17 protein-coding genes are annotated in these 16,399 nt (G+C 32.9%); 2 read left to right on the top strand and 15 right to left on the bottom strand.

Translation table 11 applies throughout. The features are described 5' to 3' along the window. Positions 1-18: 18 nt before the first annotated feature. The 10 genes from pfkA to STERM_RS08390 all read right to left on the bottom strand — a co-directional run bounded on the left by pfkA (position 19) and on the right by STERM_RS08390 (position 9,062). Positions 19-981 (bottom strand): 6-phosphofructokinase, encoded by a 963-nt coding sequence (gene pfkA / locus STERM_RS08435; RefSeq protein ID WP_012861169.1) that lies wholly within the window; start codon positions 979-981, stop codon positions 19-21. 8 nt (positions 982-989) lie between these two features. Then, positions 990-1,934 (bottom strand): acetyl-CoA carboxylase carboxyltransferase subunit alpha, encoded by a 945-nt coding sequence (locus tag STERM_RS08430; protein ID WP_012861168.1) that lies wholly within the window; start codon positions 1,932-1,934, stop codon positions 990-992. A 12-nt stretch (positions 1,935-1,946) separates the two neighbouring features. Continuing rightward, positions 1,947-2,798, bottom strand: a complete 852-nt coding sequence (accD, locus tag STERM_RS08425) for an acetyl-CoA carboxylase, carboxyltransferase subunit beta (RefSeq protein ID WP_012861167.1) — start codon at positions 2,796-2,798, stop codon at positions 1,947-1,949. A gap of 99 nt (positions 2,799-2,897) precedes the next feature. Then, on the bottom strand, positions 2,898-3,827 hold the full coding sequence (locus STERM_RS08420; protein ID WP_012861166.1) for a tRNA dihydrouridine synthase: 930 nt from the start codon (positions 3,825-3,827) through the stop codon (positions 2,898-2,900). Positions 3,828-3,855: 28 nt separating this feature from the next. Further along, on the bottom strand, positions 3,856-4,668 hold the full coding sequence (locus tag STERM_RS08415; RefSeq protein WP_012861165.1) for a hypothetical protein: 813 nt from the start codon (positions 4,666-4,668) through the stop codon (positions 3,856-3,858). A 709-nt stretch (positions 4,669-5,377) separates the two neighbouring features. Beyond that, on the bottom strand, positions 5,378-5,980 hold the full coding sequence (locus tag STERM_RS08410) for a TetR/AcrR family transcriptional regulator (protein ID WP_012861164.1): 603 nt from the start codon (positions 5,978-5,980) through the stop codon (positions 5,378-5,380). Between the two features lie 277 nt (positions 5,981-6,257). Further along, the gene (locus STERM_RS08405) at positions 6,258-7,127 is read right to left on the bottom strand and encodes a histidinol-phosphatase (RefSeq protein ID WP_012861163.1); all 870 of its coding nucleotides are present in this window, start codon (positions 7,125-7,127) and stop codon (positions 6,258-6,260) included. Between the two features lie 88 nt (positions 7,128-7,215). Then, the gene (locus STERM_RS08400) at positions 7,216-7,761 is read right to left on the bottom strand and encodes a hypothetical protein (protein WP_012861162.1); all 546 of its coding nucleotides are present in this window, start codon (positions 7,759-7,761) and stop codon (positions 7,216-7,218) included. 19 nt (positions 7,762-7,780) lie between these two features. Beyond that, positions 7,781-8,347 carry a dihydrofolate reductase family protein gene (locus STERM_RS08395; protein WP_012861161.1) on the bottom strand — a complete coding sequence of 189 codons (567 nt, stop codon included), beginning with the start codon at positions 8,345-8,347 and terminating at the stop codon, positions 7,781-7,783. A gap of 28 nt (positions 8,348-8,375) precedes the next feature. Next, positions 8,376-9,062, bottom strand: a complete 687-nt coding sequence (locus STERM_RS08390) for a tRNA1(Val) (adenine(37)-N6)-methyltransferase (protein WP_012861160.1) — start codon at positions 9,060-9,062, stop codon at positions 8,376-8,378. A gap of 674 nt (positions 9,063-9,736) precedes the next feature. Here STERM_RS08390 and STERM_RS08385 point away from each other — a divergent pair. Further along, positions 9,737-9,970, top strand: coding sequence for a hypothetical protein (locus STERM_RS08385; protein WP_012861159.1), 234 nt, complete (start codon positions 9,737-9,739; stop codon positions 9,968-9,970). Between the two features lie 220 nt (positions 9,971-10,190). Here the strand turns inward: STERM_RS08385 and mglC are convergent, their stop codons facing one another. The 4 genes from mglC to STERM_RS08365 all read right to left on the bottom strand — a co-directional run bounded on the left by mglC (position 10,191) and on the right by STERM_RS08365 (position 15,045). Then, positions 10,191-11,183 (bottom strand): galactose/methyl galactoside ABC transporter permease MglC, encoded by a 993-nt coding sequence (gene mglC, locus STERM_RS08380; RefSeq protein ID WP_012861158.1) that lies wholly within the window; start codon positions 11,181-11,183, stop codon positions 10,191-10,193. A 17-nt stretch (positions 11,184-11,200) separates the two neighbouring features. Further along, positions 11,201-12,715, bottom strand: a complete 1,515-nt coding sequence (locus STERM_RS08375; RefSeq protein WP_012861157.1) for a sugar ABC transporter ATP-binding protein — start codon at positions 12,713-12,715, stop codon at positions 11,201-11,203. A 69-nt stretch (positions 12,716-12,784) separates the two neighbouring features. Further along, complete coding sequence (locus STERM_RS08370) at positions 12,785-13,846, bottom strand: galactose ABC transporter substrate-binding protein (RefSeq protein WP_012861156.1); 1,062 nt, start codon at positions 13,844-13,846, stop codon at positions 12,785-12,787. 329 nt (positions 13,847-14,175) lie between these two features. Next, the gene (locus STERM_RS08365) at positions 14,176-15,045 is read right to left on the bottom strand and encodes a cation diffusion facilitator family transporter (RefSeq protein ID WP_012861155.1); all 870 of its coding nucleotides are present in this window, start codon (positions 15,043-15,045) and stop codon (positions 14,176-14,178) included. 484 nt (positions 15,046-15,529) lie between these two features. Between STERM_RS08365 and STERM_RS08360 the strand changes: the two genes are divergently transcribed. Then, complete coding sequence (locus STERM_RS08360; protein WP_012861154.1) at positions 15,530-16,102, top strand: hypothetical protein; 573 nt, start codon at positions 15,530-15,532, stop codon at positions 16,100-16,102. A 25-nt stretch (positions 16,103-16,127) separates the two neighbouring features. Here the strand turns inward: STERM_RS08360 and STERM_RS08355 are convergent, their stop codons facing one another. Continuing rightward, positions 16,128-16,340: a hypothetical protein gene (locus STERM_RS08355; RefSeq protein ID WP_012861153.1), complete on the bottom strand. Its 213-nt coding sequence runs from the start codon at positions 16,338-16,340 to the stop codon at positions 16,128-16,130. Between the last annotated feature and the right edge of the window lie 59 nt (positions 16,341-16,399).

The raw sequence follows: 16,399 nt of genomic DNA, 5'->3' as shown, positions 1-16,399 counted from the left end.
TTAAAATCCTCCTAAATATTATATCGATAAAAGATGAGTTAAGTTATAATCATCCAAAGAAATGTTAGTTTTATTTTCCCATGCGTAAGAGATAGCGTGAGTTACCATTTTGTTATTCTCCATCCCGACCATTATTCCGCTTTCACCTTCCATAAGAAGCTCAAATGCCCTTGCGCCCATTCTAGTAGCTAATACTCTGTCAAATGCAGTCGGCGAACCTCCTCTTTGGATGTGACCCAATACAGTTACTCTTATCTCTGTATTTATTTTTTCTTTCAGCTCTTTGGCGATGTCAAAAACATGACCTACACCTTCTGCCACGATAATAATGTCTGATAGTTTTCTTTGAGATCTTCTTTCTTTTATATCTTCTGCAAGCTCGTCTATTGATCTGTTAACTTCCGGTATTAATACCCCGTTAGCTCCTCCGGCCATCGCAGAATACAATGCTAAATCCCCGCAATCTCTCCCCATTACTTCTAATAAGTATGTTCTCTCATGTGAATTTGCAGTATCTCTTATTCTGGAAACCGCATCTAAAATAATATTTAGTGTTGTGTCATAACCAATTGTATAATCAGTACCAGCTATGTCGTTATCTATTGTTCCTGGAATACCTACTACCTTTATTCCGTGCTCTCTAAAAAGAAGATCAGCTCCACGATAAGAACCGTCTCCTCCTATTACTACTAACCCTTCAATTCCATGTCTTTTCAAATTTGCAGCTGCCTTTGCCCTTACTTCAGGCTGCTTAAATTCCGGAAGTCTCGCCGATAGCAGAATAGTCCCTCCTCTATCTGCTATACCTGATACGTCAAGAGGATTCAGCTTAAATATTTCATCATTAAGCATTCCCTTATATCCTCTTTTGATACCGTACATTTCACAGTTATAGTTCATAGCCATCTTGGTAACGGCTCTGATTGCTGTGTTCATACCCGGTGAGTCTCCACCGCTTGTTAAAATTCCGATTTTTTTCATTTTTCCTCCTACTCAAAAAATTCACCAATTCGCCTAAATTTATTATATCTGTTTTCCAACAATTTTTCAATTTCTATTTTTTCTAATTTTCTAAATTCCTTTACCACGGCATTTTTCAAATTTTTGGCAGTTTCGTCATAATCTCTGTGTGCCCCGCCGATAGGCTCTTTTATTATTCCGTCTATTACTCCGAGACTTTTTAAACTAAAAGCATCTATTCTCAGACTTCTTGCCGCCTCAGGAGCCTTTTTAGAGTCCTTAAACAGGATACTTGCACACCCTTCCGGTGAAATTACAGAGTAAATACTGTTTTCCATCATAAGTACAGAATCAGCTACTCCTATACCAAGAGCTCCGCCGCTTCCTCCTTCTCCTATTACCACAGCTATTACCGGAACCTTTAATCCGAACATTTCCGCAAGGTTCTTTGCTATTGCTTCTGCCTGTCCCTTTTCTTCAGCTTCCAGTCCCGGATATGCTCCGGAAGTATCTATAAACGTCAAAATCGGCACCTCAAATCTCTCAGCCATTCTCATGAGCCTTAAAGCCTTTCTGTAGCCTTCGGGACTTGCCATACCAAAATTTCTATATATATTCGCTTCCATATCACGGCCTTTTTGATGCCCTATTATCATAATGCCGTTTCCGTCTATAGAGGCTAAACCGCCTACTATTGCATGATCATCCTTTGACAGTCTGTCTCCGTGAAGTTCCACGAAATCATCCGCTATTCTTTCTATATAATCCATTGTATAAGGTCTCTTTGGATTTCTTGATATCTGGGTTCTTCCCCATGCATCTATCTCAGTTTTTGAATATTCTTTTATTTTCTCTTTCAAAACCTCTTCCAGTTCTTCTATCTGCTTGGAAAAATCTATCTTCTGTTCTTTTGAGAACTTTTTTAATTCTTCTATTTTAGATTCCAAATCTCTCATTTCAGCTTCTATACTCATATAACCTCCAGTTTACACTAATTTTTCAAGAACTCTGAATATTGTTTCTTTCAAGTCTTTTCTTTCAGATATTATGTCTATCATTCCATGTTCTAATAAGAATTCAGCACGCTGAAATCCTTTTGGAAGTTTTTGGTTTATTGTCTGTTCTATTACTCTCGGACCTGCAAAGCCTATTAATGCATCAGGTTCTGTTATTATAACATCTCCCAGCATAGCAAATGAAGCTGTTACTCCTCCGGTAGTAGGATTAACCGGTACAGATATAAAAGGTATTCCTGCTTCGTTTAATCTCTTCACGGCACCTGAAGTTTTCGCCATCTGCATAAGAGACACTATCCCTTCCTGCATTCTGGCACCTCCCGAGCTTGAAACCACAATAGCCGGAATCTTTTCTTCAAGAGATCTTTCCAGTATTCTCGTAACCTTCTCTCCGACTACTGAGCCCATACTTCCGCCCATAAAGTTAAAATCCATTACTGCTATGTTCACTCCGATTCCGTTTATTTTCCCGGAACCCGAAATTACAGCATCTAACATTCTGCTTTTATCAATACTTTCTTCCAGCTTTTCTTTATACATCGGAAAATTTAAAAAATCTTTTGAATTGAGTGTAATGTCCTGCTCTTCAAAAGTTCTCTCATCTATTAATAATTCTATTCTTTCAAATGCATTCAGCGGAAAATAATTCCCGCACTTCGGACAAACATTAAGATTGTTTTTCAAATCTTCATTATATATTATCTCGTTGCATTTTGAACATTTTTTCCATTGGCTGCTTTCTGTTATGTCTAAAGTCAGTTTAGATTTAGTTGTAACTTTAGCATATTGATTTTTCGTTTTTTTAGCAGAAAAAATTCCCATAAAATCACCTCTCCAGTATTTTATATTTTACTAGATTGTACTTATTTTTGCAAATAAAATTTCATCCTTACCATAAATTTCTTCCGGCTGCATCACGGTTTATACATTATTTACAATATATTTCAGTACATCTTTTATAGTTTTTGTTTTTATAATATCATTTTTTATTTTCTCTATATTTTCAAATTCCTTTAAATACCAAAAGATATGTTTTCTCATATCTAAATTAGCCCTTATTTCCCCTTTGTCCTCTATACAGTAATTTATATGCTTTATCAGAGTATTCTTTATCTCTTCTCTGCCTACTTCTGATTCATGGAATACTCCTGTTTTAAAATAATCTTTTGCTTCTTTCAGCAGCCACGGATTACCAAGAAGTCCCCTTGCCAGCATTATACCGTCAGGCTTTGCAGAATCAGTTTTTTCTTTTATTGTTTTCAGATCTGTTAAATCACCGTTTCCTATAATTTTTACATTTTTATGTTTCTGCTTCATTTTTTTTATTATATTCCAGTCAGCCTGTCCGCTGTAAAGCTGTTCCTGAGTTCTTCCATGTATGCATATCTGGAATAATCCGTACTCTTCGGCCAGCTTCACATAATATTCAGGATCGGAAAAATTCTTATATCCGGTTCTGATTTTCATTGACAGCTTAATATCATTTCTGAATTCTTTTTTTAGTTTCAAAAGTAATTCTTTCACAAAATCTGATTCTAAAAGCAGGGCCGAACCTTTTCCCGCCCTGATTATTTTCTTCACAGGACATCCCAGATTTATATCTATATGGTCAAATCCTCTTTCTATAAGAAGCTTTACTGCTTCTAAAAAATCTTCATTTTTATTTCCAAAAATCTGTACTGCCTCATTACCGGCTTTTCTCAGTATCTCATCCTGAGTTCTCTGATTACTGTATTTTAATGCATTTACATCTACCATTTCTGTAAAAATAATATCCGGAGAAAATTCATACAGTATTTTCCTGAAGCTGTAATCAGTTATCCCCGCCATAGGTGCAGTTATAATCTGCATATTTACCACCTTTTATTCCGCTGCTGTTTTATCCTACCCATGCATAGTTATTTATAACATGGCAGAAAGCAATTGATAATCCCATTAGAATAATTATCACTGCAAATGCTGTCAGAAATCTCGGAATATCTTCTTTTAATGTTCTAAGTCTGTCTCTTCCAAGAAAGTTATTCTTTACATAATATGTACCGAAAAGTCCTTCCTGCATCTGTATTTTTACATATGTTTTGTTTCTCAGCATTTTATATGCCCTGTTTGAAACCTCAAATTTATATTCTCCTACTCCGTCTCTCACATAAAGCTTACTTTGAATCATTCCGTGAAACATTCTGTATCTCATAGCTTTTATAATAAAAAACGAAGTTATTTTCTTATTTGGTTTTAATCTTGATAAAAATACAAGCATATACCGCGGCACTATTCCTAATACCAGAATCGCAAACACTCCTGTAATAAAGCATAAAATTACTGATCTGGGATTTAAAGTAAAATTATTTATAAAAGAATATGTATGAAGAATCCTAAAGAGAGGTACTGCCAGCACTGCCATACATATCATCCTTACGATCTTCTGCCGCAAATTCATCTCCATTATTCCCATTTCTATCCACATATCGATATCCAGCATGATAACAAACGAAATAATGCCTAAAAGAAAGAACCCCAGTGCATCAAGCAGGTATGCCTCTTTATTTACCGCTGCCAAAGATACTGTCATGCATAGAAACATTGAAACAAAGCTTAGTTTTTCCGTTATTATATACATAAACACTGAAAATGATAATAATAACATAAAAATTAAGAATATTTCATCCTGTATTCTTTCTATAATTTCTTCCATAATATACTCCTACTCCAAAAAATTATAATTTAGTGTATTGACTAGTCTGCCTTTAGTAAAACGCTGCTGAATATTTTTCATTCTGTGAAGCAGCTTACATAAGTAAGATAATAGCGCCCGCATTCACTGATAATAATACTGCAGACGTAAAAACAGGCAGCAGTATCTGACTGAAAGCAAGCTGGTCAATACACCAGTCTGTTCCTTATTGTAACAAATTTTCTTAATTAAAGTATTAAAAAACAAATAATATTAATTAATTTTTTCCAAATAAAATCATTTTTCTTTTTTCAGTCAAAAAAATAATCTGAAAATATACGTCAGATTATTTTACTATATAAAAGTTTAGTATTATACAGAGATTTCTTGCAAATAATATTTCCGGCAAATAAAATATTAAAATTTGAAATATTTTAAAATACTGAAATTATTTATTTCAGCAATTTTTCTATATTATTATATATCAGAATATTTTACTTCAAGAATCCTACAATTAATCCAAGGATTAATTGCGCCGAATTCTCTATTTTACATGTATGAAAATTATAATTTATAAAATCAGTAAATTTAAAAAGGCTGATATATAATAAAATTTCTGATCCGAATATAACTTCATGTTAATTTTTATTGCCTTATCAGAAATTTTATATATAAACAACCTGTTTTTTACTAGAATAAATATTCGTTCAGATTTTTGCCAGTCCTTTTTTTAAACAAAAAGTGTCATAACATATTCTGAAAATTTTTCTCCTGTTGTAAATACTTTATGTACCTGTGTATGATCAGATATATATTGCTGTAAAATACCGTCTATAGATCCTACGATAAATCTTGCGTGATCTATAGGTGATGTATTTTTCTTAAAATCACCTTCAATAATTCCGTCTATGAGAATTTTTGCTATTGATTCTTTGTAATTTGCATATATTTCTCTTATTTCTTCATGAAATTCACTGTCTTTATGCAAAAATTCCCCTAATAATTTAGATGGTATTACACAAAGATGTACATCACTTTCACTTTTTTCATAAACAAATGTTAGATAATTTTTTAGTTTTTCACTTGCAGAAAGGCTTTTATCATCACATATTTCACTGATTTTACTAATATACTCCAGTTCAATATATTTTAAAACCTCCATCAAAATATCATTTTTACTCTTGAAATGCCAATATAACGCCGCCTTAGTTATATTCAGCTCTTTACTGAGATTTGATAATGTAAAATTACTAAAGCCATATTTTGATATTTGCTTTATTGCTGCTCTGATTATATCCTCTCGATTAATTTGAAATCCTGCTCTTCTCGCCATTTTTTTTCCTTTCCTAGTTACATTTTTCATCACTTTATTATAAAGTAGCATATGAGTTAAGTTTTAACTATAAGTTCAATTTTTTCTAAATTAGCCTCCTATAAATAGAATGATTATACTACTATATTCAACCACAAAAATATAATACTGTCAAGTTTTTATTCATAAGATTTTAAAAAATTAATTGTTTTAATAGTTAATTTTTTTTAACAGAAATAAAAAATTCTAAACAAATCAAACATTTTAGAATTTTTACTCATTTAATATTATTACAATTTTATTTATTTTTTAAGCAAATCATTTCAGAAATTCTCTTTTTTTTGTCAAATCTCAAAAATTTATCTATTCCAAAGCTTAAGGCATATTCTGCTGCTTCTTTAATCATAAAACCGGCATGTCCCGGCTCATGTGCATCACTTGATAAAATTACCGGTATCTCATACTTTTTTACTAGCTTCATAAAATCTTCATAAGGACTTATCTCATTTATAGGGTATCTATAGTAAGTTCCTGTATTTATATCTATTGCCATGTTATTTTCTTTCAAAGCTTCGGCTGTTTTTTCCAAAAGATCATCTACATTTTTTTCGGGGAAATTATTAAATAATCTCAGATTAAACGGATGCCCTAAAATATCATAAAGACCCGATTGTGCGACATTTTCGATTTCTCTTACATAATCTTCCCAAATATTATAGACACTCTGCTTCTCGAAAATATCTTTTAAAGCTGAAAAATCGAATCCCCAGCCTTTGATGAAATGTATAGATACGATTATATAATCAAAATCATATTTGGATAATATTTCGGAAACTCTTTCCTGATTTCTGAAATTACACACTTCTATCCCAAATTTCACGGGATAGCCTTTTTGCTTAAGACTGTTTATAAAATCTCTGTATTCATCCAGAGTATGAACAAATTTTGATTTGACATTTCCGAGCCATTTTTTCTGAAATTCACCAATCTCACTGTTATCCAGTATCAGTTCATCATAATACAGATCCTTAAATTCCTTAAATCCATGTGAATGCTCTGTTATTCCGAGTTCTGTCACGCCCTTTTCATATGCTGATTCAAAGAAACCTTTTACCCACTCCTCATCATAACTTCCATATTCAAAATGCATATGGTAATCTGCAAGCATATTTTTATCTCCTGACTTTAGTAAATATATTTTCCATAAAACCGGGTTTTCCCTGATTTGCCTTATTGCATTTCACATTACCCGCACACTAATTTTCAAAGGCACCCTTTTCTTTAAGCATCCATTTCCCTGCTACTTTTTCAAATTCTATCTGCGTAGCTGCCACCTTTACTTTTTTGGCTTTATTAAGAAAATCTTCCACACTTAAAATATATTTTTCCATATCTATTGTTATTTCGCCGTTTTCATCTTCTTGAACAAACTGCTCTACATTCTGATCTATCATTTCGGCAATTTTACCTTCGTCATATCCGTAAACATCATAATTAACCACAGCCTTGCTGCTTCCCTCCATCTTAGGAGTATTTGCTTTTATTTCATACGGCTCTGCAAGCTTATTTCTGATTCCGTCCCATTTCTTTTCCAGTGCTGTATTGCCGCTGTTTTTCAAAAATCCCGCAAGATTATCTCCGGTACTGCTAAAGTCTTCTCTTGAAGCATAATTAAGAACTTCCTGCATTACCTTTCCGTATTCACTGACTGCTGTATTAAGGTTATCAAATGTTTTTACATTTCCTTCTGAAAATCCCAGTAATCCTATTACTAATGTCAAAATTAATATTACTTTTTTCATTTAATTCCTCCTGTTTTTATTACTTATTATTATTTATTTCAAAATTTGCAATTTTCATCTTCTTTTTCTCATACTTTAACTCTACTATTCCGTCATATTCTGTAACCTGTTTAAAATCAAGATTTTCTTCCGCTCCTGATGTAAAAAGAGGTATTCCTGTACCCAGTATAACCGGAACTATGGCTATTCTGTATTCATCTATAAGTTTCTTTTCAAGAAAAGCATTCACTGTTTCGGCTCCGCCCAGAAGCCAGATATTTGACTTGGATTTTTGCTTAAGCTCTGTTGTCAGATCCTCGATTTCATCATTTCTGAATTCAATATTCGGTTTTTCAGGTACTCTTGAAATATCAGAAGTCAAAACATATGTATCCTTTCCTTTATAAACCCACTCACCAAAAGTAAGTATCTGGTCATAAGTTTTTCTTCCCATTATTATTGTATCAATAGAGCTGTAAAATTTCAGATATGTTCCTTCCACTCCCTCACCTGTATCTTCGAGCCAGTCCACACTGCCATCCTCTTTTGCTATGTATCCGTCCAGACTCATAGCTGTATATAATATAACATTTGGTTCTGATCCCATTTTTCCTCCTTATATTCTGTTTCCGTCACTAATCTGACAATATCAGCGGACTTTCTATTACTAAAGATTTTTTGGCACCTTTTACCGCTTCTATAAGCAGTATTTTAGCAGGTGCATCTTTTTTGGTATGGCAAAATCTGATACGCTTCGGTTCCAGTCCGTATTTTACAAGAAGCTCAAGAATCTCTGCCAGTCTCTCGCTTCTGTGAACCATTGTAAAATATGCTCTGTTTTTTAATAAGACAGAAGATATCTGTATGATCTCCTCCAGTTTTATATTATATTCATGCCTTGCCACGGAAAGCTGCTCCAGATCATTTATCTGGTCATCATTACCGTCATATTTGAAAAACGGCGGGTTTGTTATAATCTGGTCAAATTCTGCCGGTCTGAAATAATCAGCCCACTTTCTTATATCGCCTTCTATTATTTTTATTCTGTCAGATAGATTATTTAGTTCAATATTTTTTACAGCAAGCTCTGCTGATATTTTTAATATTTCTATTCCTGTGATCTCTGCTTTCGACTTTTGCGACAGCAGCAAAGGCAGTATTGCATTTCCTGTACCAATATCAAGTATCTTTTTTACATGTCTGTTTATCCTGCAGAAATCTGATAAAAGCCTTGAATCCAGAGTATAATTCTGATGATCGTTTCTCTGTATTATCTTTAGTTTATTTATGCTGCCCAGAACTTCTTCTCCTGTTTTTTTCATTATATTCCTCTTTTTTTCTATTTATTATATCATTTTATTTTAAAAATTTCACTATCCTTATTTATTCTTTTTATTTATTTCTAAATATTATATAAAAAAATTCCCCATTTTAGAGGAAAAATAGTTTTATTTGATTTTTGGATTTTAGGGTAATTAATCAAAATGTTTGTGTTCTAGGATAGTTATATTAATACGATGAAACACAAAAACTAAAAAAAGGTGGTAATATTAATTTACATTCTAAGATAGTTATATTAATACATTAAGGAGATGATAAAATGATAAAAAATATAACATATTTACATTCTAAGATAGTTATATTAATACCTATCCCCTCAAAAACCTTTTATTTATTATACCTCAAATAAACATTTCTGTCGACCTCTTTTTTTCGTCTTCAAAAACTTGACATTTTTATGTCTACATTATAATAAAAACTCATCGAACATACTATGATTTTTACATTTGTCGATCTAGGTCATTATATTCCGTATATAAGATCGACAGAAATTTTTGGTACAATATTTATACAGTTTTTTTATCATCTCATATTCCCATCTGTAACCTGTCAGAAATTTACGGTTTTCTCTATTTTTAATATTTCGGAATTATAAGCCGAGTTATATAAAATAACCTGATTTAGGGCTATAATAAATAAAAAAAGGAGTTTTATAATGAGAAAGATATTATTTTTACTTATTTTGGCAGGATGTACAGCTTTTTCAGACTGTACTGCCAAATCTGAGATTGCTGTAAAAAAATTAGCAGCAGAATCTAAAAATGCCGGCGTTGAGAAAGCATATTACACTTTTGCGGGTATCATGCCGGAGGTTCCATATTTATACCTGTATAAGTTTAATATGGAAACCCCGCTAAAAAGCTTTAGTATACGATTCTGGGAGATGTAAAAAAACGGCATTATGGCAGCTAGTAAAAGCGGAAATTATGATGATATCGAGCTGATTGAAAAAGATATGAAAAATATAATATGCACTGAATATTAAACACTAAAATCCAAAAGGAACAGTCTGGAAAAAATTTTATCCTGCTGTTCCTTTTCGTATAAAAATAAAGCTGTCAGCCATAGCAGACTGACAGCCTTCCCAAATTTAAAACCTTTTGTAAAAATTATTTTTTAGCAAGGTATTTTCGTATATCCAGTGCAACAGCTGTAATTATTATTATACCCTTAACTATATTTTGTGCATTTGTATCAACACCCAATATTACCAATCCGTTATTTAACACTTCAAAGATTAGTACCCCTGTTATTATTCCCGAAACTTTTCCTATTCCTCCCGATGTAGAAACTCCCCCTATTGTAGCGGCAGCTATGGCATCCAGCTCATACATCAGACCGTAATTATTTGTGGCTCCTCCGGTTCTTGCAGCAAGCAATGTTCCGGCAAGACCGTATAATGCCCCGGCAAGAATATATATTTTCAAAAGATTGGCTTCTACTTTTACGCCTGATACCTCAGCGGCTATAGGATTTCCCCCTATAGCATAAATATTTTTCCCGAAGACGGTTTTATTCAGAAGAAACCATATCATTATCATTATAATAATTGCTATGAAGATAATATTTGGTATCAGTACATTTTTTCCCGTGGCAAGATTAGTAAAATCATCTCTTAATCCTCCTATAGGTTTTGCTTTCGTGTACATGCTTGAAGCACCGTATACTATTACCATTGTTCCCAGAGTTGCTATAAAAGGAGGTACCTTTAGAAATGAAACTACCGAACCGTTTATAAGTCCTATTACCATCCCCACTATTACAGCTGCAATTATTGCGGCTATTATAGGAAGCTGGGGAAGATTTTTGTACATTTTATCCGCATAATCTGCTCTCTGCATCAGACTTGCAGCCACACAGGCAGTAAGCCCCACTGTTCTTCCCGAAGAAAGATCCGTTCCCTTGGTAATCAGTATACCTCCTACCCCGAGAGCTATTATAATTCTTACTGAAGCTATCATCAATACATTAGTCAGGTTATTTATCTGAAGAAAATTTTTATTAAGCATTCCTATAATTAAAACCAAAACAACCAAAACCATATAGATCGCATTTTTAGCAAAAAAGTTTTTCATTTTATTTATTTGAAAAGTTTGATCCATCGTTTTTCCTTTCCAGTCTACATATATTTAGTAGCCAATTCCATGATTTTTTCCTGATTTGCTTCTTTCTTGTCAAGGATTCCGCTTTTCTTTCCTTCACACATAACAACTATTCTGTCGCTTAATCCTAAGAGCTCGCTCATTTCCGAAGTTATCAGGATTATACTTTTACCTTTTTGTGCAAGATCTATTATTATATTATAAATTTCAAATTTAGCACCCACATCTATTCCTCTTGTAGGTTCATCCAGTATGAGTATATCCGGCGAAGACAAAAGCCATCTTGCAAATACTACTTTTTGCTGGTTTCCTCCTGAAAGATTTCTTATTTGTGTTTTTTCATCGGGTGTTTTAATCTTCAGATTACTTATGCTTTCTTTTGTTATAACTTTGCCCAGCTTATCATCTACTGCAACATGATATTTTATTAAATCAGTATATGTCGTAATAAGAATATTATCCTTAACCGACAATACCTCAAAAATCCCTGTTGCTCTTCTTTCCTCAGTTACAAGTGCCATTTTATTTTTTATGGCTTCTGACGGATTATTTATGTTTATTTCTTTATTATTAAGAAAAATTTTTCCGCTCTTGATCTTACGCAGACCAAATATCGCTTCTACAAGCTCAGTTCTCTGAGCACCTACCAGACCCCCGAGTCCCAGTATTTCCCCTTTTTTTAGGTTAAAGCTGACATCAGTAAAGGATTTATCACTTATAGATGTCAAATTCTCCACTCTTAATATATCCTCTTCTTCAGGAACGTTATTTTTTTCTGGAAATCTCTCATTTAATTCTCTTCCAACCATTTTTGATATTATTATATCAGTGGTAAGTTCTTTTGCCGCCCAGGTTCCGATATACTTTCCGTCCCTCATAATACTTACCTCATCTGATATTTGCAATATTTCTTCCATTTTATGAGAAATATAAATAATTGACACTCCTTCAGATTTTAACTGCTTTATTATTTCAAATAATTTATCTACCTCATTTTCAGTGAGTGAAGATGTAGGTTCATCCATTACAATAACCTTGGCATTATATGATATTGCCTTTGCTATTTCCACCATCTGCATTTGTGAAACAGAAAGATCCTTCATTTCAGTTTTCGGACTCACGTCAAGCTGAAGTTTTTTCAGCAGTTTTTCTGTCTCGGCATACAGATATTTCTCATCTACTACCTTTAATCCGAGAAGTCTTTTTGTTTTGAACCTTCCCAGCCATATATTGTCTATAATATTTCTAAAAGGAACAGGGCTTAATTCCTGATGGATCATAGAAATTCCATTTTCCAGTGCCTCTTTCGGATTCTTAAAATTTACCTCTTCTCCTCTAAACAGTATTTTTCCACTGTCCAGTGCATAGATTCCAAAAAGACATTTCATCAATGTTGATTTTCCGGCACCGTTTTCTCCCATCAGTGAATGTACTGTCCCTTCTTTTACTTTCAGGGTCACACTGTCCAGTGCCTTTACCCCCGGAAATTCCTTAGTTATTTCTAACATTTCCAGTACATCATTGTTTTCCATATTTCCCTCCGGTTTACCATTCTTACTTAATAATGTGAAGTATAAAAACTTCACATTATCAGAGGTTAATTAAAATTTATCTACATTTTCTTTAGTTACTTTTTGATATGGAATCCATAAATATTTTCCATCTGTTATACCCTGTACTTTTTCTGCAGGATTTTCTTTTTTGGCAAGTGCATATGCTATGTCAAAGATACCTTTTCCCTGCCCTCTTGCATCATTCAGTACAGTTCCGTATAATAATCCTGCTTTTAGTGAATCTTTAGCCGGTGCTGTAGCATCTACACCTATAACCGGTATAAATTTTCCGTCTGACAGATACCCTGCTGCTTTTAATGCTTCTATTGCACCCAGTGCCATGTCATCATTATTAGCAAGTACTAATTCTATCTTATCCCCGAAAGCTGATATCCATGCAGCCATTTTTTCCTGACCGTTTGCTCTCTGCCATAATGCTGTATCGCTTGCAAGCTTGTCTACCTGGAATCCTGCTGCTTCAAGTGCTTTTATAGAATACTCTGTTCTTAAAAGAGCATCCTGATGTCCTGGTTCCCCTTCTAATATTACATATTGTATTTTTCCGTCTTTATTTTTATCTGCGTCTGGATTTGCTTTGAAATAGTCTGCTGCTACTTCTCCCTGAATTGTTCCTGATTCTTCCGCTTTCGCTCCTACATAGTAAAGCTGATCCCATTTAGCCATGTCTTCAGCTACAGGTTCTCTGTTAAAGAATACTACCGGAATTCCTGCTGCCTGTGCTTTTTGTATTATTACCGAAGCTGCAGTTCTATCCACCATATTTACTGCGATTACGTCATAACCCTGTGTTATAAATGTGTCCACCTGATCGTTCTGAGTTGCCTGCTGTCCTTGTCCGTCCACTGCGTTGATTGTGATTTTTTCTCCTGTTTCTTTTGACTTTTCATCCGAAATTTCATTTATTGCATCTTTTACTGATGATATAAAAGTATCATCAAACTTGTATAATGCTACTCCGATTTTTATCTCTTTTTTTGCTTCGCCTCCCGCAGGTGCTTCACCTCCGGCAGCAGGTTTTTCCCCGCCGTTTCCACAGCTGATAAGCAGCATTATGATACTTAAAATCATTGTCCATCTGAATTTTTTCATATAGTTTGCTCCTCTTCTCAATTATATTTTTTTATTTTCAATTGCCAAAATAATAAAAAACTCTTTCAAACTACTGTTACCTTATCCAAAAAACATTAAAAAAATTCTGCGACTATTAAACTTTGTTACGATCACGAAACTTACACTAAATTATATCTCATTTTTGGCTTTTGCCAAAAGAAATACAGGATTTTTATATATCTTATTTAACTTATTTCAAAAACTCCAAAAAAACATAACACTATCATTAAGATTTCCACAGTTATTTATTTAACTTTATCTCTTACATTTCATTTCCGGTTTTACTTATTCTATTTTACGGTTTTTTCTTAGTCATATTCTATTTCTATGGTTATATGATTAATTCCTATATATTTCAGATATTTTTTCAGTCTGTATTTTATTTTGAGGACTTCATCGGTAAGAATATCATAAGGAACGACACAATGAAAGGAAATGATATTATTTATTCCGTCAAGAGACCAGAGATGTATATCATGAATATCAAGAATTCCCTTTACTCTTATCATTTTTTTTCTTAATTTAATTATATTATATCCGGAAGGAACAGCCTGAAGAAAAATTCCCGCTGTTTCCTTAAAGTTTTTTATCACATTTGACAGAACAAATGCTGCTATCACTATTGATAATATTGTATCTATTATGTACAGCTCGAAAAGCTTTATGAATATACCGGCAATCAATACTGCCGCCCAGCCGAGGACATCCTCCATCAAGTGAAGCATTACCGCTCTTTCTGTTAATTTTTTGCCTTTTCTCAGTCTTAATACTGCAAGACTGTTTACTATTACCCCTGCCACTGCAAGAGCTATCATTCCTCCGCTTTCCAGCTTCTGAGGATGACTTATCCTTTTTAATGCTTCAGTTATTATTAAAACCGAACCGGTAACAAGAACAACAGTGTTTATCACTACACCTACAAGTGAGTATCTTCTGTATCCGTAGGTATATTTCTCATCATCCTGCTTTACCGAATATTCCTCCAAAAACCAGTTCATGGCAAGTGTTACACAGTCTCCGAAATCATGAACAGCATCTGACATAACAGCCATACTGTTTGTAAGGAAACCGCCTATAATTTCGACTATCATAAATATCAAATTCATGAAAAATACTATTTTTATGTTTTTAGTATCGCTTTTTTCTTCTCTTTCATGAAAATGCTTATGATTATGCATATCTGACTCCTTTCTGTCTTTAGTATTTTTTATTTAAATAAATTTATAAAACTCTCTCACTGTTAATTTACTAATAATTCCATGCAGAACAGGCTGCGTTTTATTTTACTCTGAAATACTGCTTTTCATGCAAAAAAGGCTGTCTTTCATATTAAATACTAAAAAACGGCATTTCAAATAAAATTAACATAAGCCAAGTAATGCTCAATATTAAGTTTTGTATTAATTAAGGATATTATTATTTATATAAAATTTGATAAAATAGTAAAGAAAAGATCATCATTAATTATTATAACATTTTTATCACAGTTATTTAATATTTTTATTTCATCTGCTGATATTTTTTTGCGGATATATCGCTGATACCTTCTGAAATAAGTACTGCTGCTTCCATACTTTTATTTTGTATAAATAAAAAGCCTTCTTTCTTTTCAAAATGTATAAATTATGCTAAAATGTCAATATCAAAGGAAAGTGAGGAATCATGAAATCTAAATATATAAAAATAGGGCTTCTCATTCTGCTGCTCCTGTCACTTTTTTCCTGTAATAATTCAAAAAAAGAAATCAGAGTCATCGTGGATAAATATTACTCTTCTTTGAAAAAAGGCGATTTAGATCAAATGTTAAATCTTTTTTCTTTTGATATTAAGCTGTCCTATGACAATCTTTATCAGCAAAATCCGGAATTAAAGACCTTTACGTCTGATACATTAAAGATCGTAGGATCTTCATTTGACTATGAAATAGAAAAAGTAAAAATAAAAGATAATAAGGCAGTTGTTACTATTAAGGAAACAGGGCTTGATAAAGAAATGCTTGATAAGAAAATTAAAGAATTGACATCAAAAGAAAGCTTTATCCCCAGCAATAACAACGACTTTGAAAAAGCAAAAAAAGAGTTTGTTGACTACCAGATGAATATCCTTTCACAGGCTGTAAAGGAAGTAAAAGAAAAAAAATCTTCTGCTACTACCCTGACTCTGGAAAAAGAAAAAAGCGGCTGGGTAATTACTACAAAAAATTTGTTGAGAGTTATTCCTAAAGACGAAATTTAAAAAGGGCTGAAAAAAGCCCTTCTTTTTATGTATAAATTTTTATTTCTCCGCACATTTTGCAGATATCATTTTGATATATTTTTATTTTTTTACCATTTTGCTCGTTAGTAAGGTAAACTGTTCCGGCAGAAATCTTCAGTGACAGAGTATCGGTTATACCTCCGTCTGTATCAAAAATTACAGTATCACAAATATTATTTCCTTTGTATTCAGGTTCTGAAAAAGAATCAAACTGCAATTTTTTACTCCTTCTTTAAAGCTCTTTCTGTTAATTTTATTACCTGAATTTCACATTTT

This window comes from Sebaldella termitidis ATCC 33386 (assembly GCF_000024405.1).
In the GTDB taxonomy this organism is placed as follows: Bacteria; Fusobacteriota; Fusobacteriia; order Fusobacteriales; family Leptotrichiaceae; genus Sebaldella; species Sebaldella termitidis.
This window is presented reverse-complemented; position numbering and strand designations above follow the sequence as displayed.